This window comes from Thalassotalea euphylliae (genome assembly GCF_042682785.1).
GTDB lineage: Bacteria > Pseudomonadota > Gammaproteobacteria > Enterobacterales > Alteromonadaceae > Thalassotalea_F > Thalassotalea_F euphylliae.
In genome coordinates this window covers 965758-985923 of record NZ_JBHUIB010000003.1, presented here as the reverse complement: position 1 = coordinate 985923, position 20166 = coordinate 965758, and the positions used below count along the sequence as shown (strand labels likewise).

Here is a 20166-nt window from a genome sequence, read left to right as displayed (position 1 = left end):
TTTTTTATGGCTTTAGATGCGTTCGACGCCACTTAATGGCAATTTAAGGTAATGCGCACCATTATTTTCGGCAGCTGGAAGCTCTCCTGCACGAATATTGAGTTGAAGAGAAGGGTATATCAACCTTGGCACTGCAAGTTTGCGGTCGCGCGTTTCACGCGTTTCAACGTACTCATGTTCGCTAACGGTTGAAGCTACGTGCACATTATGCGCTTTTTGATCCGCTACACTGCAGCAGTAAAGTAGCTCGCGCTTGTTGGGTTGATAGTCGTGACACATGTAAAGCGTGATGTGTTCACCTAGGGCATAAATTTTTTGAATAGATTGGTAGAGTTGTTTAGCACACCCATCTGGAAAATCACATCGCGCAGAGCCTGAATCTGGCATAAACAAAGTGTCGCCTACAAAAGCATTGTCTCCAATTATATATGTCACACTGTCCGGTGTATGGCCAGGAGTGTCTATAATCGAGATGTCTAAACAACCAAGAGATAGCTTATCTCCTTCGCTTACTAACTGATCAAATTGACTACCGTCATCTGAAAAGTCATCTTGATTAAACAAAGACTTAAACGTGTGTTGCACGCTAACAATGTTCTTTCCACACACTGTTTGGCCACCAATTCGTTTTTTTAATGCTGTTGCGCCAGTTACATGATCTGCATGCGCGTGGGTTTCCATCAGCCACTTTACCGAAAGGTTTTCGTTTTCAATGTAGGCAAGTACTTCTTCAATGGCTTTTATATCTAGTTCACCAGAAAAAATGTCAAAGTCGAGCGCAGGGTCAATAATGGCACATTGTCTTGTTTTTGGGCAGTGCACTACATATGTGAGTGTATAAGAAGCAGGATGGAAGAAGTGTTGAATGACCGGTTGCATACATCTATTAATAACTAAAAATTATTAGATATATTTTTCCGTAATAAAGTGGTTGGGTCAAGTAAATATGTTGACCCAACTTAGATGGGGTAAATAGTTTCTGCTACTTGGAAAAGCCTTTATCTATGGCTAAGTTTTTGCCCATGGCAGCGTTTCTTGCTAAATCATCACATCGTTCATTTTCTGGGTGGCCACTGTGACCTTTAACCCAGCGCCACTCTACGTCATGCTTTTGGACAGCTGCATGAAGCCTTTTCCACAAGTCGACATTTTTAACAGGCTGTTTACTTGAGGTTCTCCAATTGTTCTTGATCCAATTATGAATCCAGCTGTTGATGCCTTGCTTAACATACTGGCTATCTGTCGTAAGGATTACTCTGCAAGGCTGTTTCAAAGCATTCAGTGCTTCGATTGGCGCTAATAACTCCATTCGGTTATTTGTTGTCTCTTTAAACCCTCCAGAGAGCTCTTTGTCATGCTCTCCGTACTTCATTACTGCACCATATCCGCCTGGCCCTGGATTCCCTAAACATGAACCGTCGGTATATATATGTACTTCTTTTTGCATTTGTTTTTCCGTTTGTGAAGCGTTAATTGCAGGTGACATCTGGCAATTTAATGTGTAACGTTTTCATTATCCTATTAATGTTCTTTATAATGCCACAATAAATTGGTGTTACAGCTCTTAAGGTAAATCGTGACTGCACAAATAAATCAAGAAGAACGCATTGTTGTACTGGATACGGAAACAACGGGTATAGATCCAAAACAAGGACACCGTATTGTTGAAATAGGTTGTGTGGAAATGATAAATCGTCAGTTGACGGGCAAAACCTATCATGCCTACATCAATCCACTGTTCCAAATGGAACAAGAAGTTATTGATGTCCACGGCCTAACCAATGAATTCTTAGCGGATAAACCGTTATTTAATCAAGTTGCCGATGAATTTATAGAATTCATTCGTGGCGCTGAGCTTGTCATACATAATGCGAAGTTCGACGTTGGCTTTATGGATCACGAGTTTGGTATGACTAAACGTGGCTTGCCAATGACGGCAGATATTTGCCAGGTAACGGATACATTATTCGTTTCCAAAGACGAATTCGGTTCGCCTAAGACCCTCGATTTTCTCGCAAAACATTATCGTGTAGATGGTCTAATTGATCGTACTTATCACGGCGCTTTAATTGATGCTCAGTTGCTTGCATATGTCTATATAGAGATGACACGCAAGCAGGCGACGTTCAATTTAAGTGCTGATGACGGCCAAGGAAGCGGGGATGCTAATGCAATTCGTCGATTAAATGCCGATCGACCAGCATTAAAGGTTGTGCGTGCTTCTGCCGATGAACTTATTGCACATCAAGAAAGATTGGCAGTGGTCGAGAAAAAAGGGGGAGCACCTATATGGCCAAAATAGGGTGGATTAGCCTGTTATGTAGTTTGGCAATAGCTGGACATAATGCATACGCGCAAAATTCCGACGGCAAATTACCAAAGGGTAAAATAGATTATTACGAAGCTGATAATGCGACCAACCAAATACCTTATTTTGATCATCGATTTCGCATAGATGCGCAAGTTGATGAGATAACGTTATTGTTCTATCGCAAAACGGGTTCGCCTCCCGTTATTCTTGTCCGCCCGGATGGCAGCAAACTAAAAATCAACCAGCTAGATAAAGAGAAGGTACAATGGTTTGACGATCGCTCCTTCGATATGGTTAAGATTAAAAAACCTATGGTTGGTCCCTGGCAAGTTGTTGGGCAAGTAGAAAAGGGCAGCCATATTATGGTGATGTCTGACGTTCGAATTGAGGTTGAGCCACTTCCTGAAATCTTATTGTCTGGTGAAACTTTAAAAATTACCGGCGAGCTTTTTAACGGTGATTTAGCCATTGATAACCCTGCGTTCCGTGACGTAGTGCGTTTAGATGTCGATTTCTTTAGCACCAACAACTCAGCCTTTGATAACTTTGGCGCAGAGCCAGTTAAGTTGACGTCGTTCAGAGACGATGGCCGAAACTTAGACGAGTATGCGGGAGACAGTATATTCACAGGCGAGTTCGAATTAACGTTTGCCCCTGGCGAATGGGTGCCGCTTTATCATATCAAATTGCCGATGGCCAGCCGTGAGTTAAGACAAACCCCAGTCATCGTCCATCCCAACCCTGTTACGTTAGATGCTGAACCCACACTTGAAGCGGAAGAGTTCCATAAACTTATTCTCAGTATTAATGCAGAGCTCGTTCAACCAGACAGTATGGTTTTTCAAGGAAAGATAACCTTTCCTGACAAAACAGTTGAGCCTTTTTCTGTTATGGAAGGTAGCGGACCGCAACGCATACATGAGATTGGTTACACCGAACCTGGCATACACAGAGTACAGGTCAGTGCCTACGGAAAAACGGTTGATGGAAGAGAGTTTCGATTAATTGTGCCAATGTACTCATTTAATGTAGAGCGAAAAATTGAAGATACAGTCGCTGTTATTAATGAAGACGGAGAAATTGTAGAAGTTGACCAGCAGGTAGCGAGTGAGACTTTCGCTGACGCAGACGCCAGTGATGCAATGAGCTATGCTGATGAGTTAGAGATTTTAAAGCAACAACAATTAGAAGCGCGAGAGAAAGAAGAGGAAGAGGCCCTCGTCTTTATCGGAATAGGTAATGGCGTTGTTATCTTTCTGGCGTTAGCGATATATGGTGGTTATTGGTGGCGCAACAAGAAAAAAGCGTCGAAAAGTGATGGATAATCCAATATTTGTTGTAAATTCATTCGCTTTGTACAGCAAATGCGCACTTGAAAAATAATTCAAAAAAAGTGGTTGACGGATAGCGAACATACTCGTATTATTCCGCCCGCATTCAACGACATACTGTTGAAACGCAAGGTTTACACGCGGAGTGGTAGTTCAGTTGGTTAGAATACCGGCCTGTCACGCCGGGGGTCGCGGGTTCGAGTCCCGTCCACTCCGCCAATTAAATCTTGCAAAAAACATGTCTGCGGAGTGGTAGTTCAGTTGGTTAGAATACCGGCCTGTCACGCCGGGGGTCGCGGGTTCGAGTCCCGTCCACTCCGCCAATCATGTTGATGCGACTAATCTCAGTGGAGTGGTAGTTCAGTTGGTTAGAATACCGGCCTGTCACGCCGGGGGTCGCGGGTTCGAGTCCCGTCCACTCCGCCAACTTAGTCGAATTAAGTATGCTGTTAAATTGTATCCCTGTGCGGAGTGGTAGTTCAGTTGGTTAGAATACCGGCCTGTCACGCCGGGGGTCGCGGGTTCGAGTCCCGTCCACTCCGCCAATTCTCTACTATTCCTAGTAAAACGCTTCTATATTTAATTTTCATTACGCTTTTACGACGTTTTTCTAACGTTTCTCTTTTGCTACAATAAATTCATTGGTTTCAATGAGTTAAAATTACCGTGAAGAAAATTGTGTTAGTAACAGGCGCCAGTCGTGGCATTGGTGCTGCAACAGCGTTACTTTTCGCTAAACATAGCTATGACGTCGTTGTTAATTACAAATCTAACAAGAAAGCGGCACTCGATGTTGTAGCTCAAATAAAACAGCTTGGTTCACACGCTGTTGCGATTCCTGCAAATGTTAGCGACGAAGCAGAAGTTAGTTCGCTATTCAATCAAATTGATGAATACTTTGGTCGATTGGATGTATTGATTAATAACGTCGGGATTTTGAATACGCAACAACGATTTGTTGATATGCCCTTGCATCGCCTTTCCAATGTTTTACAAACGAATATACTGAGTCATATGTTGTGTTCACAGCACGCGATAAAGAGAATGGGGCATTCTTTTGGAGGACAAGGTGGCTGTATCGTCAATGTGTCATCTGTTGCTTCTCGTACGGGCTCTCCGTTTGAATATATTGATTATGCTGCGAGTAAGGGAGCTATCGATACCTTTACTAAAGGGCTAGCTGTTGAGTGCGCAGAAGACGGCATAAGAGTGAACGCTGTTAGACCAGGCATTATTGCAACTGATATACATGCTGATGGAGGAGAGCCTGATAGACCCGAGCGGTTAGCGAAACAGTTACCATTGAAAAGGGCGGGGCTTGCCGAAGAAGTGGCTGAGGCAATATTTTGGCTAGCGAGTGAGCATTCAAGTTTCACGACAGGGAGTATGCTGGATGTGAGTGGAGGGCTTTAAAGGCCAATACTGTGTCTCACTGAGAAGTAAAAAACGGTACTTAGATGGTACCGTTTTATATTAAGTTCAAATTGCTTGCTGCGTTTACCGTCTGCTTTGGTTTTAATGGGCTGAAGTAGGGTTTTTCATTTTAGATTTTAGTGATGCTTCGCGTGCTGACGCTTCATGAAGTTTGTCAATAAGCGTGTCTTTTGATTGCCACGATTCATTTAACCAAGTTTGGAAGCCTGCTTTGAACTCAGTATCATGGAAATAGTCACCCACTAAATCTTCTGTGACGGGTAGCTGTTCTACGTGAATTCTAATTTTTGTGAGCTTTCCTTTAAGCATGTCCTTCATTACATGCCCAGGGTTTTCAGGATATAAGACCGTTACGTTAAGAATTTTATCGAATCTATCCCCTAATGCTGCAAGGGTAAAGGCAATACCGCCAGCCTTTGGTGTCAATAAATTCCTAAATGGACTTTTCTGATGGTTATGCTTTTGTTTTGTAAAACGCGTCCCTTCAACAAAGTTAATTATCGTTGTTGGATTGGTTTTAAATGACTGACAAGATTTCTTTGTCGTTTCGATGTCTTGCCCTTTCAAGTGAGGGTGTTTTTCGATAAACGCTTTGCTGTAACGTTTCATAAAGGGCATATCTAGTGCCCAGCAAGCCATACCAAGAAACGGCACACGCTTGAGGCTGTCTTTTAAGAAAAACTTGGGTTCTGGAATACGGTTGTGAGCAAAGCCTGCTATCACAAAAATATCTAACCAACTTTGGTGGTTAGCCAGAAGCAAATACCAGCCATCTTTCTTTAAATTCTCCGCGCCAGAAATTTCGATTTCGACATTATTTACTGCCTTTAGGATGTCCATATTGGTGCTGATCCAACGGCGATAGAAAGTGTGCATAGGCTGGTAAAGCCATCGATGGAAACGTTTTGAAGGTACGATGAACTTTAATACTCCACCTAAGAAAACCAGCGTGCCACATACTGCTAAATTAATACAGAACAGTACAAACGAAATGGGCATTAAAACAAAGCTTGGAAAACCTGAGAGCATGAAATCAAGACACCTCTGCGTGTAACGAAAACTGATAGAAAAATCTTAATATAAATGACATTTTAGCGTCATTTTTATTAAACATATACCACTATGTTTGTCACAAGTGTACGCTGAATTCCCTGTAAAATTTAAAAAGTTATAATAAATACAACAAGGTAAGAAAGGTGAGATGAACGCTGGGCATAAAAAAACCTGCCGGAGCAGGTTTTTTGCACTACGTTTTTATGTACTACGCAGCGTTTTCTTGTTTAGCTGTTTGCTCTTCGAACAAAGAGTGGTTAGCTGGTAAATCCATTGGATCAAAATCGTCAACATCGATAGTAGCTTTACGGCCTACTTCAGCGCGGCGAAGTAATTCAGCTTCTTCTTCAGTAATCGCTTTTGCAGCCAGGCCTTGCTCTGCCACTTCGTTTAAGCGGAAGAATGGAAGCTTCTTGCCGATAGCGCGACATACTTTGTCGTAGACAGGCTCTACCGCTAAAATATCATCTAGTGTTTGCTCTAACATACCCAATACGTTTTCTGGCTCGCGTGTTAAGTATTGGCCTTGGCCGATACGATTACGAGTTTCAGAAGGCGTTTGTAAGATACGCGATACTTTATGGTCTAGCTTATCAGACGGCTTAGTTAACCATGAGCCGAATGGTAGAATGATAGCGCGTAATGCAATCGCAACTGCTTTGTTAGGGAAGTTGCTAATAAGTTCATCCATCGCTTGCTGAGCGCTGTATAAGCTGTCTTCTACTGCCCATTGCACGAGTGGTAAATCTTCTGCAATACGACCTTCATCATTAAAACGCTTCAGTGTAGCAGAGGCTAAGTACAAGTGACTTAACACATCACCTAAGCGCGCTGAAATACGTTCACGACGCTTAAGATCTCCACCTAATGTCAACATTGCAATGTCAGAAAGCATTGCTAAGTTTGAGCTGTAGCGTGTCATTAATTGATAGTAACGGCCAGTTTTGTCCTGGTAAGGCTTTTTAACGAAGCGAGCACCAGACAATGACATCCATAAACTACGGAAGATATTGCTTACCGCGAAACCAATGTGTCCAAATAAAGCGTGGTCGAAATCATCAAGCGCTTGTTTGAAATCTGGGTTACCCGCAGCTTGCAGCTCAGCAAGTACGTATGGATGACAACGGATAGCACCTTGACCATAAATGATCATGCTACGTGTTAAAATGTTTGCACCTTCAACCGTTATTGCGACTGGTGCACCTTGATAGCCACGCGCTAAATAGTTAGCAGGGCCCATACAAACACCTTTACCACCGTGAATATCCATAGCGTCAGTTACTGACGAGCGCATTTTCTCCGTTAAGTGATATTTAGCGATTGCTGAAATTACCGATGGCTTTTCACCCAAGTCGATGGCGCCGGTAGACATAGTCGTTACCGCGTCCATTAGGTAAGCGTTACCGCCAATACGTGCAAGCGCTTCTTCAATACCTTCCATTTTACCGATTGGCAGTTTGAATTGACGGCGAATGCGGGCATATGCACCTGTCGCCATAGCGATTGATTTAACACCACCTGCACTGTTTGAAGGTAGGGTAATTGCGCGACCTACTGACAAACATTCAACTAGCATACGCCAGCCTTGACCGGCCATTTTAGGGCCACCGATGATGTAATCTAACGGTACGAATACTTCTTCACCTTGTGTCGGACCATTTTGGAAAGGTACGTTCAGTGGGAAGTGACGACGACCAGTAACAACACCGTCAAGGTGAGTTGGGATAAGAGCACAAGTGATGCCTAAATCTTCTTCATCACCCAATAATCCGTCTGGATCGTACATTTTGAATGCTAACCCAAGTACTGTAGCTACAGGTGCCAGCGTAATGTAACGCTTGTCCCATGTTAGCTTCATACCTAGTACTTCTTTACCTTCGAATTCGCCTTTGCACACGATACCGAAATCAGGGATAGAACCAGCGTCAGAACCCGCTTCAGGGCTTGTAAGTGCGAAACAAGGAATTTCTTCACCTTTTACAAGGCGAGGTAAGTAATAGTCTTGCTGTTCTTTTGTGCCGTAGTGTTGAAGTAATTCACCTGGGCCTAGAGAATTCGGTACACCTACTGTGCTGGCTAATACTGAACTTGCGCCTGTTAACTTTTGCAATACACGCGATTGTGCGTATGCGCTGAACTCTAGACCACCATATTCTTTCTTGATGATCATCGCGAAGAACTTGTTGTCTTTTAGGTATTGCCAAACTTCTGGAGATAAATCAGCACGCTCGTGTGTTGTATCCCAGTCGTCAACCATTTTACATACTTCTTCACAAGGACCATCTAAGAATGCTTGTTCTTCTGCACTCAAACGAGGTTTTGGGAAGCTGTGAAGTTTTTGCCAACTCGGGTTACCACGGAAAAGATCTGCTTCAAACCATGTTGTACCCGCGTCGATTGCTTCTTTTTCGGTGCGAGACATTTCTGGCATGATGCCTTTGAACATTTTTAGCAAAGGCTTACTAATGTATTCTTTGCGGAAACTTGTGATGTTTAGAGGTAGTGCGATAGCCGCAAATACGATCCAGCCTAAAAGACTTACTACCTGAAAAACAGAACCTACAATCATTAAAATACCAAATACTAATGTGTAGGCAGATAAAGAGGCTCTTGTATAAGCCATGAACCAGCTAACTGCTAATGCGCTAGCTAACCAAATTAACATATCCACTTTCTTTCCTTACTTGTAAGAGGTCAGACCACAATAATTTAGATCGAACCTTTAACAATTTCAAACATTATTTTTACCCCTAGCCGTTAAGCTATTGCTTTTTACTACGGATAAAAGGTACAACTTGATCCTTTCCTAATTATAGTTCGCCTTCTGGAGATTCGTTTTTAAGCATGTGTGAGTTACTGGCAATGAGCGCAAATGTGCCAACAGATATCGTGTTTAGTTTTACTGGTTTAATGCAGCGTGGAGGCAATACAGGGCCTCACAAAGATGGTTGGGGCGTCACATTTTACGAGGGTAAAGGATGTCGTAGCTTCAAAGATCCAATGCCAAGTGCACAATCCCCAATCGCTAAGCTAGTCACTGAATATCCCATCAAAAGTGAATCCGTCATTTGTCATATTCGACAAGCGAACTCTGGTGCCGTGTGTTTGGAAAATACCCATCCATTTACACGTCAAATGTGGGGGAGAAACTGGACATACGCTCATAATGGCCAACTAGCAGGGTATAAAGACGCGCTTCCTGTAAGTGTACATATACCCGTTGGTAGTACAGACAGTGAGCATGCTTTTTGTTATTTACTCGATCAGCTACATTTTGAGTTTGGGTCAAAACAGCCAAGCAGTGAAACATTGTATAAGTTTATCGCAAAAGTTTCGTCAACGATAAATGAGCTAGGTGTTTTCAATCTTATCTTGTCTGATGGTGATTATTTATTTGCTTATTGCTCAAATAATTTACATTGGATTACCCGTAAAGCGCCTTTCGGCGAAGCCAAACTGATTGACGCTGAAGTTGAAGTCGACTTTAAGCAAGAGACGACAGACAAAGATATTGTCACGGTAATTGCGACGCAACCTCTTACCAATAATGAAAGTTGGCACAAGATGACGTCACGTGAGTGGCAACTTTTCAAGCTGGGAGAATCTGCCCTGTCTGGCAGTGAGGCTTGTGCTGGAAGCCCCAACGATACAGCTGAGATATAGCCTATATGATGATGGCTGACGGCCCATTGAAACACTATACTTTACCGATGGTTTTCGGTACGGCTACGTTAAGTTATTTTCTGCCGTTTATGGTCGATTTTCATGTTGGCCAATGGTTTTCAGTGTTAATTAGTATGGCTTGGCTTGTGTGGTTTACGCTTTTTGTTTCGCTATGGTTGTACACAATTGTCATGTTAGCCAAAGCGAGTTATCGAAAGCGGTTGAATAGGGCGTTGGTTACTCATTGCTCCCTAATTTGGCTATTCTATGGCGTTTGGGCCTTTTTTGTCAGCAAAGGTTATGTAATCACTGTTTAACGAAAAGCGGCGCTGCATAAGTGTCAATATTTGTTTGAGTATGTATTAAAAAGGCACCAGTTCAGGTGCCTTTTTATCAGAGCTACTAACTCCATAATTCTTAAAACTATACGGTTCTTGTTACTCTTGGATTTCAACCTTGGTAAGTTGAGCCTCAAATTGCTCCACGCCACCTTTAGTTTGATAGAGTTTTACCATTAAATAATCTAGTTCAGGTGCAAACCAAGCGTAGGTTATACGTTTTTTATCTACCACTTCTCGCTTTAAACGAATGGTTTTGACTAATCCATAGGGCAGCATGACTTCCTCTTCGCCGTCGTACTGATAGACATAATTTTTAACTTTACCACTGGTTGAAACAACGGGGTAAACAAAATGTCCTTGCTTTGGGTTAGCCATTAAATTCAATCTATGTTGAAAATGGTAACTGAGCTTGTCTTGAATATTGGGTGGAAACGTTATTTGCTTTTCGCGCTTTTTCTTAAGATCTGTGGCGACCCCGTTTTTTACATCGTAGGTCCATTCGTAATATTTATCTTTACCTGTTCCTTCACGTTTATATAGGTAATGTGTAGGAGTCACATGACCATTAGTGAGTTCAATTACACTTGTTTCGGCGCGTTTATCCGAAAAGATAAGCCATTCTATATCAGTATGGTAGCTATATTCAGCTGTACCATTTTCTAAATACTTGAGTTGGCGCACCCCTTTGCCAACAGGCTCTGAATCACGCAGTACGTTATATGTGGCAGTAAATGGTTTTATCTGCTTTGTAACTTCAACATGATCAGCACTCACATTTGCACTAATAAATACTAAACATGCTGTTAGGGTGTAGGCGATTTTATTAACCATGTACTGCGTTTACCTCAATATTACTTACTCTTCGTCACTCGCATAGCCACTTTCTGGTAACACGTTACCATCTAGTATTGCTTTCTCCGCTGTCATGGTAAGCCTATCTTGGCACAACCATTTAACTACTAGCGGGTAAATACGGTGTTCTTGTTCGTGTACACGGCCTGCTAAAACGTCTGCGGTGTCACCATCAAATATTGGCACTTTTGCCTGCAATATAACAGGGCCACCATCTAGCTCTTCGGTAACAAAATGTACACTAACGCCGTGCTCGCTATCACCTGCATCTATAGCGCGTTGGTGAGTATTCAAGCCTTGATATTTAGGTAACAAGGATGGGTGAATATTAACGAGTTTTCCTAAGTAATGTTGTACAAAAGCAGGAGTTAAGATGCGCATAAAGCCTGCAAGTACAACATAGTCAGGTTCGTATGCGTCTATCGCTTTGACTAAAGCTTGGTCATAAAGTTCACGCGATTCGAAATCTTTATGTGAAAGGCACGTTGTATCAATGTTATCGTTTTGAGCACGTTGCAAGCCATAAGCGTCAGCTTTATTGGACACTACGCCAACAACGTTCCCCGGATAATCATTAGATTTGCAGGCATCTATGATTGCCTGCAAATTAGTACCGCTGCCAGAAATTAAAACAACAATTCGGCGGGACATGGTTATTCCTATTTGATAATTACTTGCTCTTCATTATCAGCTTTATCGCTGATTTCACCGATATGCCAAGCGTTTTCGCCATTCGCTTTTAGAATTTCTAAGCTTTGCTCCAATGCGTTGGCTGGAACCGCAATTATCATACCTACGCCACAGTTGAATGTGCGATACATTTCATGGGTAGTGATGTTGCCTTTATCTTGTAACCAGTTAAAGATAATTGGCCAATTCCATGACGATTCATTGATAATTGCTTGAGCATTTTCTGGTAGTACGCGTGGGATGTTTTCCCAGAAACCACCACCAGTGATATGGCTTAATGCATGTACATCGACGTTTTTAAGAAGCTCAAGAACAGACTTCACGTAAATCTTTGTCGGCTCTAATAAATGTTCACCTAAAGCTTTGCCGTCAAGTAACTCGTTAGTATCAGCATTGCTTACTTCTAACACTTTGCGGATAAGAGAGTAACCATTTGAGTGAGGGCCAGAAGAGGCTAGTGCAATCAGTTGATCTCCGGCAGCGACTTTATCACCACTTAATACTTTTGACTTTTCTGCAACACCAACACAGAAGCCTGCAATATCGTAATCGCCTTTATGGTACATACCTGGCATCTCAGCAGTTTCACCGCCTACTAATGCACAACCCGCTTGAACACAACCTTCGGCAATGCCAGCAACTACGTTTGACGCAACTTCAACGTCAAGCTTTGCAGTAGCGTAGTAGTCAAGGAAGAATAATGGCTCTGCACCTTGAACAATCAGGTCATTAACACACATAGCCACTAGGTCGATCCCAACAGTGTCATGTTTAGCTAAATCAATTGCTAGACGCAATTTAGTACCTACGCCATCAGTACCCGCTACAAGCACAGGCTCTTTATAGCCTGTTGGTAATTGGCAAACTGAACCAAAACCGCCTAAACCACCCATAACTTCTGGGCGTGTTGTGCGTTTTACTGCCCCTTTAATGTTTTCAACTAACTCGTTACCTGCGTCAATATCTACGCCGGCATCTTTATAACTAAGGGACTGTTTTTGATCGCTCACGTGAAACCTCAAAGTGTTCAAAGGATTTTTAAAGGTGCATATTCTACCAGCGAGTGCGGCGCGATAAAATCTTTAAAAGAAAATATTTTTTCACTGAATTTTTTCACAGGCTTTGTGATAAGATCGGCACTATGAATTTGATTAATTTAGACAAAATGATTCAACGTCTCGTTCTAGTGTGCGCACTTGTTTTTAACTGCTACGCCAACGCCATTGAAGTGACTGATTTATATCAGGCAACGGTACCTGTGGACTCGCAAGTTAATAGTGAACGAAATAAAGCCATTAAAAACGCAATGGCGGCGGTTATGATAAAGGTTGGTGGACAACCCAGCGTGCTCGACAATCAGCTGGTCAAACAGGGTATCGCTAAGTTCAACCAGTACTTGTCAAAGTACCAATACGAGAGAATTGAACAGCAGCTATTTGTTGTTGCTGAATTTAATGAAGATAAAATCAACCGCTTGTTTCAACAAGCTAACCTACCTATATGGGGACGTTTACGCCCGCAAATATTAGTTTGGTTGGTCGAGGAAGATCGATTTTCTCGACAAGTGCTTGCAGAGTCTAGTGACTCAACCTTACCTAAACAGATTGTTGAATTCTCGCAAGTAAGAGGGCTACCTTTAGTTTTACCGCTAATGGATTTAGAAGACACTGTAAACGTTAATATCACTGATTTGTGGGGTAGGTTTTCTGCAGAAACCCAATTGTACTCTCAGCGTTACCTTGTAGACGCATCGCTTATTATAAGAATTTCACGTGACAACAACGACGCGAGTCATGACGAAAGTTGCGAAGGGATTTTATGTGAGGAGGTTCCTGAAACGTATTCGTTAGACTGGAGTCTTATTGCTGAGCGTCAACAGTTTGGACAAGTTTATCAGGGGAATAATCAAAATGAATTGCTCGCAAACGCGTTGGACGATGTTGCTGAAGTAATTTATCAAGATTATGCATCTTCTACCGATTTAACTAATGAGTTATTGATTGAGGTAGCTAATGTTGATTCGTTAAAAACCTATGTTGATGTACAACGTTTTTTAAGTGAGTTATCTGCGGTTGAATCGGTAAGTTTAGTGAGTGCGGAGCAGGAGCGATATACCTATAAACTATCGTTACTAGGTTCAAAGAAGGCGTTGCTTGCTTCGTTAAAACTCAATGATGTTTTACAACAATATGTAGATCCTCTTGCAGGTGCTGAACCTCAATTGTATCCAGTATTTTACTGGAGAGGAAAATGAAGCAAGACGCGCAGTTAGCATTAGCCGTGCAGTTGCCGGATGACGAGACGTTCACTAGTTTCAATGGTGAAGGCAATCAGCATGTTATTGCAATCCTGTCAGAATTTGTAGAAGGGAAGTTAGACGCAAACAGCTTCTATTTGTTTGGTTTGCAAGGAGCTGGTAAATCTCATCTAATTCATGCAGCTTGTAATCTGGCTGATGAAAATGGCCTTTCGTCGTTATGTTTGTCTATGACAGACTTAAAAGATATGTCAGTGGATGTGCTCGATGGCCTTGAACAAATTGACGTGATTTGTGTTGATGACGTGCAGTCGATTTCATCTTCTCTCCAATGGCAGAAAGCAATTTTTGACTTATACAATCGAGTTAACGAAGCTGGAAAGCGCATTATTATTACTGGTGATGCTGTTATTAACGACTTAGGTTTGTCATTACCTGATTTAAAGTCACGTTTATCGTGGGGTTTAATTGAGCAAATTAAACCATTGTCAGATGAAGAAAAAGTAGCAGCAGTGAAGAGGCGGGCGGCACAGAGGGGGTTAACAGTTCAAGATGAAGCAATTCGTTATTTGTTAAACCATTACAGTCGCGAAATGGCAAAACTAATCGATTATTTAGATACACTAGATAAATTATCGATAAGAGAACAGCGCAAGATTACGATTCCATTTATAAAGGAAGCATTGGAGAGATAGCACGAAACTGTACTTTTCTGTAACGTAGCTACAATGAATGTTTAAAATAAAAAAAGCGCCTAAAGGCGCTTTTTTTATTTTCAGATTAAGCGGGTAAAGATTGGTTACTCTTCACTTTCTTCTTCTTTTTTCTTACGAATACTCAACCCTAGCTCTTGTCCACGATATTTAGCGTAGTAAGTTCCACCAAAGAACATTAATGTCGCAAAAATGAGTTCTATGGTGGGATACAGTTTACTTTCCGACACCCAAAGGCTGGTTAAACTGTGCAAAAAATAAATCATTACGACAAAGTTTGACCAGGCAAATGTATATGGATTTCCTGCAAGCATCCCTTTTAGTGGAAATAGCAAAGGTACAACGAATAATGTGATGACTAACGCTGTGCCTAAAGTGCTAGGTTCCAACACTAAAAGCCAAATTGGCATAAAAGCGAGTAAACCAAAATAGCCTACTAGTGCAATAGTGCGGTATTGCTGTGTAGCTAACCTTTGCATGATTAAAGCAGGGCCTCTACGTTTTCAGGAGGACGGCCAATTATGGCTTTGTCACCTTTAATGACAATTGGACGTTCCATTAACTTTGGCGTTGTTGCCATTGCTGAGAATAACGTGTCATCATCTGCGCCTTTTAGGTTTTGCTCTTTAAATTCAGCCTCTTTAGTACGCATCATCTCTAATGGCGCCGCCCCAAGTTTACTGGCAACATCACGTAATTCTTGCTCTGACAATGGTTGTTTTAGGTATTCAACGACCTCGACTTCTGCGTTTGCATTCTCGATTAGCTGAAGTGTTTGTCTGCTCTTCGAGCAGCGAGGGTTGTGTAGTATAGTTAGCATGTAAACTTCTCTATTTATAAACGTTTTAACTTGTTTTGTTCATCTTCAAACTGAATGATGCGGGCTTTGATTCGTTTTTGCATAAGTGAATCGTCGGCAAAGTTATAACCTGATTGCAGTTCGTCTATCGCTTTAGGGTAGGCGCCAAGCAAGGCTAGTACCTCTGCTTTGGATGAATGCATCAATGCTTTCTTTCCTGCTTTTCGGTAGGTAGTTGTTAGTAGGTCATAGGCTAAAAAGTGCCCTGGGTTAATTAGCAGGAAGTCTTGTAATACCTCGGCAGCTTTTCCGTACTCTTTGTGTTCTTGCAATGCATTTGCATAATTTAAGGCTACCACTTGGTTATGTGGCATAAACTTGCTTAACTTGGACAACATGGCAATGGCTTTTTCATGTTCGTCAGTCGCGATATAAACATCTGTGAGCGCATCGACATAAAAAAGGTTCTTTTTGTCACCTTCATGAAGCATTTCCAGAATTTCTCTCGCTTCGTCATATTGTTTGACCTCAAAATAGGACAACGCGAGACCATACTGTGCGGCTGGTTTTAACGCATATTGTAGCTTATCAATTACGCCTTTGAAGTGCGCTACGTTGGCTTTACCTTCTTTTTGGTAACGTGCACGTATACGCGCTTTTGTTAATTCAAAAGGTAAACTTGGTGGTAATTGAATTCTAGGGTAGTTTTGCGCTCTTAATCTAGCATCTGATATACGTGATTCGGGCAATGGGTGAGTTAATAGCATCGCAGGAGGCTTTGATTTATATCTAAACCGTTCTGCCATCTTTCCAAAAAAGCTCGGTGCCCCCATCGGGTCAAAATTACTTTTTACGAGCAGGTTCATACCGACACGATCAGCTTCTTTCTCATTTCCACGTGTATAGTTTATCGATGCTTGCTGCGAAGCAGCCATACTGGTGCTAATGGTAGCCATACCAACAGTAGGATTGACTAGGGCGAGTAATATGCCGCCTAGCATCCCTGCGGTGGTAAGTGGTTGTGTTTTTGATTGAGCTTCAATGCGTCTTGCCAAGTGGCGTTGTGTGACGTGAGAAATTTCGTGAGCCAACACGGAGGCGAGTTCACTCTCTGTATCTGCTGTCGTAATCAAACCGGTGTGAATGCCGACATGGCCACCAAAAAAAGCGAATGCGTTAATTTCGTCGTTATCAATGAGAAAAAATGTAAATTGATAATTCACATCATTGGCGTTGCGTACGAGCCTATTACCTAAATCATTGATGTACTCTGTCATCACCGGATCTTGCAACATGGGTTGGGATGCGCGTAAATGACGCATCATGGCGTTGCCAACGACTCGTTCTTTATCTATTGATAGGATACTCGAACCAGCGGCGCCGATGTCTGGAAGTTCATTGCGATTATGCTGCTGTGCGTCGACTGCGACGGTCGCGAGCAATGACGCAAAAATTGCTGATGTAGCTAATAGTTTTATTTTCAACAGTGTTAACTCTTTTCGTCGTTTACCTGATCTACCAAATGATTGGTTGTAAGAATATCACCGCCACGCTTGTCAATTTCTTGATAGAACTCAGCGATGTTATATCCTCTGACATCGATTACATCAAAAGATTCTCTTAATATATCAATCAGCTCTTCTACTCTACGATATAAATGTTTGATGAGGTGCATATCCGCTTCATCACCATTTTGCACAATGAAGAAAACAAATGACACGAAACTATTTACACGAAACAACCGTCTCATCGTTTCAGGTATCCATATTTTGAATGGACAGTGTGGGCTATTTTCAAGGGAACGATTCAAACGTTCTCCGTTAACCATCGGGTAGCAGTGCAATTCATAACCCATTTCATTGTATACATGCCTCAATGAAATTTTAGGTTTGTATTTCACATGAATTCGTCCGTTTTCGTCTATTTCGCCACCGAGCTTAGGGAGGTTCCATTTGTTTTTATTGAGAAGACTTTTGTAGCCACTCTCAAACCCATGCGTCAAAATGCCATCTAGATCACCAGCTGAAGTGGCTACCATATGATAAATAGCGGGCACTTCACCCCAATTTAACTTCTTCTTTAATGCGTTTATTTCTTTTAAACCGGGAGTAGGAGAGTTTAAAGACATAAAAATACCGATTTAATTCCTGCGAGGTCATTGATCCGAGTTGTATTTGATTGTCGCAAATTAGATAATCAAACAAAAGAGTTGTTCCAGATTTTATAATGAAATACGAATATGACGCCAGTGGCGAAAAATGTCCTTTGCCGTTGGTTAAGTTGCGTGTCATGTTAAAAAAAATGAAGGCAGGGGATTGCTGTCAACTCTTATTAACCGATTCAGGTTCAAAATCCGATATTCCCAAATTCTTACAAAAACTCGGCCATCACGTTGTCATTAAAGAGCGTGACAATGATGTGCAAGAACTTATTATTCAAATCAGGTAAATACTTAATATGGTTAGGTTATTCAAAGACTGGTACACAAGGAAGTTTTCCGATCCCTCTGCGGTGAGCTTAGTGGTTATTTTGCTTGCAGGTTTTTTAGCAGTTTACTTTTTAAGTAGCTTATTAATGCCTGTTTTTGTTGCTATCGCTATCGCTTTTTTGTTGGATTTACCAGTGAATAGATTGAAGGCATTTGGTTTAACTCATACTTGGTCGGTGCTTGTGGTAATGACTGCATTTGTTGGGTTTTCACTATTAACTATTCTAGGGTTAATGCCAATTGTGAGTCAGCAGAGTTCAAATTTGTTGCAAGAAGTACCTAATATGGTGACCGAAGGCAGAAGTTATTTAATGACGTTGCCAGACAAATACCCTGACTTAGTCCAGGCGGAACAAATAGCTCATGTTATATCGTTGACGCAAGAAAAATTGCTGGAATGGGGACAGTTTGCCATTGAAGCCACGCTGAACTCTTTGTCTGATCTAGTCGCGCTTATCATCTATCTTATTTTGGTTCCAATCATGATTTATTTCTTTTTGAAGGATAAGAAAGCCTTGTTAGCTGAGTTGTCGCGCTTTATACCAAAAGAGCGTCGTATGGCCTCCAAAGTGGGTAAAGAAATGAATCAGCAGATCCTTAATTATGTGCGAGGAAAATTGATTGAGATCTTGATTATAGGCGCCATCAGTTCTGTTACCTTTATGTTCCTGGACTTGCGGTACTCGGTGCTTTTAGGTGTATTGGTGGGGTTATCTGTTTTGGTACCTTATGTTGGTGCAACACTAGTGACGCTCCCTGTTATGTTAGTGGCGCTATTTCAGTTTGGTTTTAGCACCGAGTTTGGGTATGTCATGCTCGCTTACGGTATTATTCAAGCGTTTGATGGCAATTTACTGGTGCCTATCTTGTTTTCCGAAGCGGTTAATTTACACCCTGTAACCATTATCATCGCAGTAATCTTTTTTGGTGGTCTATGGGGTTTTTGGGGAGTGTTTTTCGCTATCCCGTTAGCGACGTTAGTTAAAGCTGTAATGAATGCTTGGCCTGCCGGTGTTGATGAGGCTATTGAGTCGAAAGCGAAGTGTGTTGTTGAATAAAAAAGCCCGCGATTAAAGCGGGCTTTTTTATTCGTGTTACTTAATATTAAAGTTCGTTAAGTACTTCTAAAACAACCTCGTGATGGTTTTTAGTTTTGAACTTATTGAACACGTGGCTGATATTACCATCAAGGCCAATAAGAAAACTCAAGCGATGAATACCGTCATACTCCTTGCCCATAAACTTCTTTAGGCCCCAGACACCAAAGTCGTCTGCAACTTTGTGGTCGACGTCAGACAATAAGGTAAAGTTAAGTTCGTCTCGCTGGCAAAACTTGTCAAGCCTTTTACTCTCATCTGGGCTTATGCCAAAAACTACTGTGTTTAACGCGTCTAGTTCACTCTTGATGTCTCGAAGCCCTTGTGCTTGGACCGTACAGCCAGGTGTCATTGCTTTAGGATAAAAGTAAACTAATACTTGTTTTTGACCGATAAAGTCGCCAAGCGAAACGTTTTCACCGTTTTGATCGGGCAATGTGAACAAAGGGGCTTTATCGCCGACTGATAATGTATTCATATTATTACCTGTTGTTATTGTTTGGTGATACAACCTTGCACATCTATTTGTTGGCAAAGTTGCAAGAAATCATTTTCAATGTCTTCAACACCGCTGTCACCATTTACAGTAAACTGCACACTTGCGCTCATGTTGTTAGTAACGGGATCAATATCAGATTTAAGCGATGAAATATCGATATTCCTGTGTGCAAAAAACGCTGTCACGGCTTTTAGAATACCTGGCTGGTCTATGCCAGTATACTCCGCAACGTATTGCTGCGCACTTTCTAGTGTTGAATAACCTGATGTACGCTTCATCATGGTAATGAGTTCAAGTTCAACAGCTGTTTTTGGTATACGAGCTTCAATAAGATTAATGGCTCTGGCATCACCTTGTAGAAGCATTATCAGAGTGAACTCTTGACCAAAAATGGCCATGCGACTATCTAAGATATTACAGCCACATTCACTGGCTAAATTCGTAAGTTCACTTACGCAGCCCGTACGATCAGCGCCCATAGCTGTTAATACAAGATACTGAGACATCAACTCATATTCCGCGTTATTAAAAGCCGCGCATTGTAACGCAAATGTACCACCATTATTAGTGATAAAATTGAATTTTGAACAAATCGCTTAATTATTGATAGTTAGAGCTTGCATTACTTGAGTTTACAT

21 protein-coding genes and 4 tRNA genes are annotated in these 20166 nt (G+C 41.7%); 12 read left to right on the top strand and 13 right to left on the bottom strand.

Translation table 11 applies throughout. From position 1 onward, the window contains the following. Positions 1-12 precede the first annotated feature (12 nt). Positions 13-879, bottom strand: coding sequence for an MBL fold metallo-hydrolase (locus ACFSJY_RS11775; protein ID WP_386034459.1), 867 nt, complete (start codon positions 877-879; stop codon positions 13-15). Between the two features lie 103 nt (positions 880-982). Next, positions 983-1447: a ribonuclease HI gene (rnhA, locus tag ACFSJY_RS11770; protein WP_386034457.1), complete on the bottom strand. Its 465-nt coding sequence runs from the start codon at positions 1445-1447 to the stop codon at positions 983-985. A 129-nt stretch (positions 1448-1576) separates the two neighbouring features. Here rnhA and dnaQ point away from each other — a divergent pair, with 129 nt between their 5' ends. The 7 genes from dnaQ (at position 1577) to ACFSJY_RS11735 (ending at position 5055) form a co-directional block, all read left to right on the top strand. Next, positions 1577-2302 carry a DNA polymerase III subunit epsilon gene (dnaQ, locus tag ACFSJY_RS11765; RefSeq protein ID WP_386034455.1) on the top strand — a complete coding sequence of 242 codons (726 nt, stop codon included), beginning with the start codon at positions 1577-1579 and terminating at the stop codon, positions 2300-2302. After that, entirely contained in the window at positions 2290-3636 is a 1347-nt protein-coding gene (locus ACFSJY_RS11760; protein WP_386034453.1) for a TIGR03503 family protein, read from the top strand. The genes dnaQ and ACFSJY_RS11760 overlap by 13 nt, the downstream gene beginning before the upstream one ends. Positions 3637-3784: 148 nt before the next feature. Further along, positions 3785-3861: transfer RNA gene (locus ACFSJY_RS11755), tRNA-Asp, on the top strand. Between the two features lie 27 nt (positions 3862-3888). Next, a tRNA-Asp gene (locus tag ACFSJY_RS11750) sits at positions 3889-3965 on the top strand. A gap of 26 nt (positions 3966-3991) precedes the next feature. Next, positions 3992-4068: transfer RNA gene (locus ACFSJY_RS11745), tRNA-Asp, on the top strand. A gap of 42 nt (positions 4069-4110) precedes the next feature. Further along, positions 4111-4187, top strand: a tRNA-Asp gene (locus tag ACFSJY_RS11740). Positions 4188-4302: 115 nt separating this feature from the next. After that, positions 4303-5055 carry an SDR family oxidoreductase gene (locus tag ACFSJY_RS11735; RefSeq protein WP_386035031.1) on the top strand — a complete coding sequence of 251 codons (753 nt, stop codon included), beginning with the start codon at positions 4303-4305 and terminating at the stop codon, positions 5053-5055. 102 nt (positions 5056-5157) lie between these two features. On the opposite strand, the gene ACFSJY_RS11730 is transcribed toward ACFSJY_RS11735, so the two are convergent. Continuing rightward, on the bottom strand, positions 5158-6105 hold the full coding sequence (locus tag ACFSJY_RS11730; protein WP_386034451.1) for an acyltransferase: 948 nt from the start codon (positions 6103-6105) through the stop codon (positions 5158-5160). Between the two features lie 232 nt (positions 6106-6337). Beyond that, the gene (fadE, locus tag ACFSJY_RS11725; RefSeq protein ID WP_386034449.1) at positions 6338-8800 is read right to left on the bottom strand and encodes an acyl-CoA dehydrogenase FadE; all 2463 of its coding nucleotides are present in this window, start codon (positions 8798-8800) and stop codon (positions 6338-6340) included. Positions 8801-8973: 173 nt separating this feature from the next. On the opposite strand from fadE, the gene ACFSJY_RS11720 reads away from it, so the two are divergent. Further along, positions 8974-9792 (top strand): class II glutamine amidotransferase, encoded by an 819-nt coding sequence (locus ACFSJY_RS11720; RefSeq protein ID WP_386034447.1) that lies wholly within the window; start codon positions 8974-8976, stop codon positions 9790-9792. Positions 9793-10229: 437 nt separating this feature from the next. On the opposite strand, the gene ACFSJY_RS11715 is transcribed toward ACFSJY_RS11720, so the two are convergent. The 3 genes from ACFSJY_RS11715 to purM are packed head-to-tail and all read right to left on the bottom strand — an operon-like array spanning position 10230 to position 12685. Then, the gene (locus tag ACFSJY_RS11715; protein ID WP_386034445.1) at positions 10230-10964 is read right to left on the bottom strand and encodes a DUF3108 domain-containing protein; all 735 of its coding nucleotides are present in this window, start codon (positions 10962-10964) and stop codon (positions 10230-10232) included. Between the two features lie 24 nt (positions 10965-10988). Further along, positions 10989-11636, bottom strand: a complete 648-nt coding sequence (gene purN, locus ACFSJY_RS11710; RefSeq protein ID WP_386034443.1) for a phosphoribosylglycinamide formyltransferase — start codon at positions 11634-11636, stop codon at positions 10989-10991. A gap of 8 nt (positions 11637-11644) precedes the next feature. Further along, entirely contained in the window at positions 11645-12685 is a 1041-nt protein-coding gene (gene purM, locus ACFSJY_RS11705; RefSeq protein WP_386034441.1) for a phosphoribosylformylglycinamidine cyclo-ligase, read from the bottom strand. Positions 12686-12816: 131 nt separating this feature from the next. Between purM and ACFSJY_RS11700 the strand changes: the two genes are divergently transcribed. After that, positions 12817-13929: a DUF2066 domain-containing protein gene (locus ACFSJY_RS11700; RefSeq protein WP_386034439.1), complete on the top strand. Its 1113-nt coding sequence runs from the start codon at positions 12817-12819 to the stop codon at positions 13927-13929. After that, a complete protein-coding gene (gene hda, locus ACFSJY_RS11695) occupies positions 13926-14627 on the top strand; it encodes a DnaA regulatory inactivator Hda (protein WP_386034437.1) in 702 nt (233 codons plus the stop codon). Before ACFSJY_RS11700 ends, hda begins: the two co-directional genes overlap by 4 nt. 104 nt (positions 14628-14731) lie before the next feature. Here the strand turns inward: hda and ACFSJY_RS11690 are convergent, their stop codons facing one another. From ACFSJY_RS11690 to ACFSJY_RS11675, 4 genes are read right to left on the bottom strand one after another with little or no spacing between them, the layout of a single operon-like run. Further along, entirely contained in the window at positions 14732-15124 is a 393-nt protein-coding gene (locus ACFSJY_RS11690; RefSeq protein ID WP_386034435.1) for a DUF2069 domain-containing protein, read from the bottom strand. A gap of 2 nt (positions 15125-15126) precedes the next feature. After that, entirely contained in the window at positions 15127-15465 is a 339-nt protein-coding gene (gene arsC / locus ACFSJY_RS11685; RefSeq protein ID WP_386034433.1) for an arsenate reductase (glutaredoxin), read from the bottom strand. 14 nt (positions 15466-15479) lie between these two features. Then, positions 15480-16928 carry a beta-barrel assembly-enhancing protease gene (gene bepA / locus ACFSJY_RS11680; RefSeq protein WP_465323547.1) on the bottom strand — a complete coding sequence of 483 codons (1449 nt, stop codon included), beginning with the start codon at positions 16926-16928 and terminating at the stop codon, positions 15480-15482. Positions 16929-16933: 5 nt separating this feature from the next. Beyond that, a complete protein-coding gene (locus ACFSJY_RS11675; RefSeq protein ID WP_386034431.1) occupies positions 16934-17572 on the bottom strand; it encodes a hypothetical protein in 639 nt (212 codons plus the stop codon). Between the two features lie 98 nt (positions 17573-17670). Between ACFSJY_RS11675 and ACFSJY_RS11670 the strand changes: the two genes are divergently transcribed. Together ACFSJY_RS11670 and ACFSJY_RS11665 are read left to right on the top strand one after the other, a co-directional pair. Further along, positions 17671-17892, top strand: a complete 222-nt coding sequence (locus tag ACFSJY_RS11670) for a sulfurtransferase TusA family protein (RefSeq protein ID WP_386034429.1) — start codon at positions 17671-17673, stop codon at positions 17890-17892. A 9-nt stretch (positions 17893-17901) separates the two neighbouring features. Then, positions 17902-18990, top strand: a complete 1089-nt coding sequence (locus ACFSJY_RS11665; protein WP_386034427.1) for an AI-2E family transporter — start codon at positions 17902-17904, stop codon at positions 18988-18990. 46 nt (positions 18991-19036) lie between these two features. Here ACFSJY_RS11665 and bcp read toward each other — a convergent pair whose 3' ends face one another. Together bcp and ACFSJY_RS11655 are read right to left on the bottom strand one after the other, a co-directional pair. Then, the gene (gene bcp, locus ACFSJY_RS11660) at positions 19037-19507 is read right to left on the bottom strand and encodes a thioredoxin-dependent thiol peroxidase (protein WP_386034425.1); all 471 of its coding nucleotides are present in this window, start codon (positions 19505-19507) and stop codon (positions 19037-19039) included. 14 nt (positions 19508-19521) lie between these two features. Continuing rightward, positions 19522-20034, bottom strand: a complete 513-nt coding sequence (locus ACFSJY_RS11655) for a glycine cleavage system transcriptional repressor (protein WP_386034423.1) — start codon at positions 20032-20034, stop codon at positions 19522-19524. Positions 20035-20166: the final 132 nt, after the last annotated feature.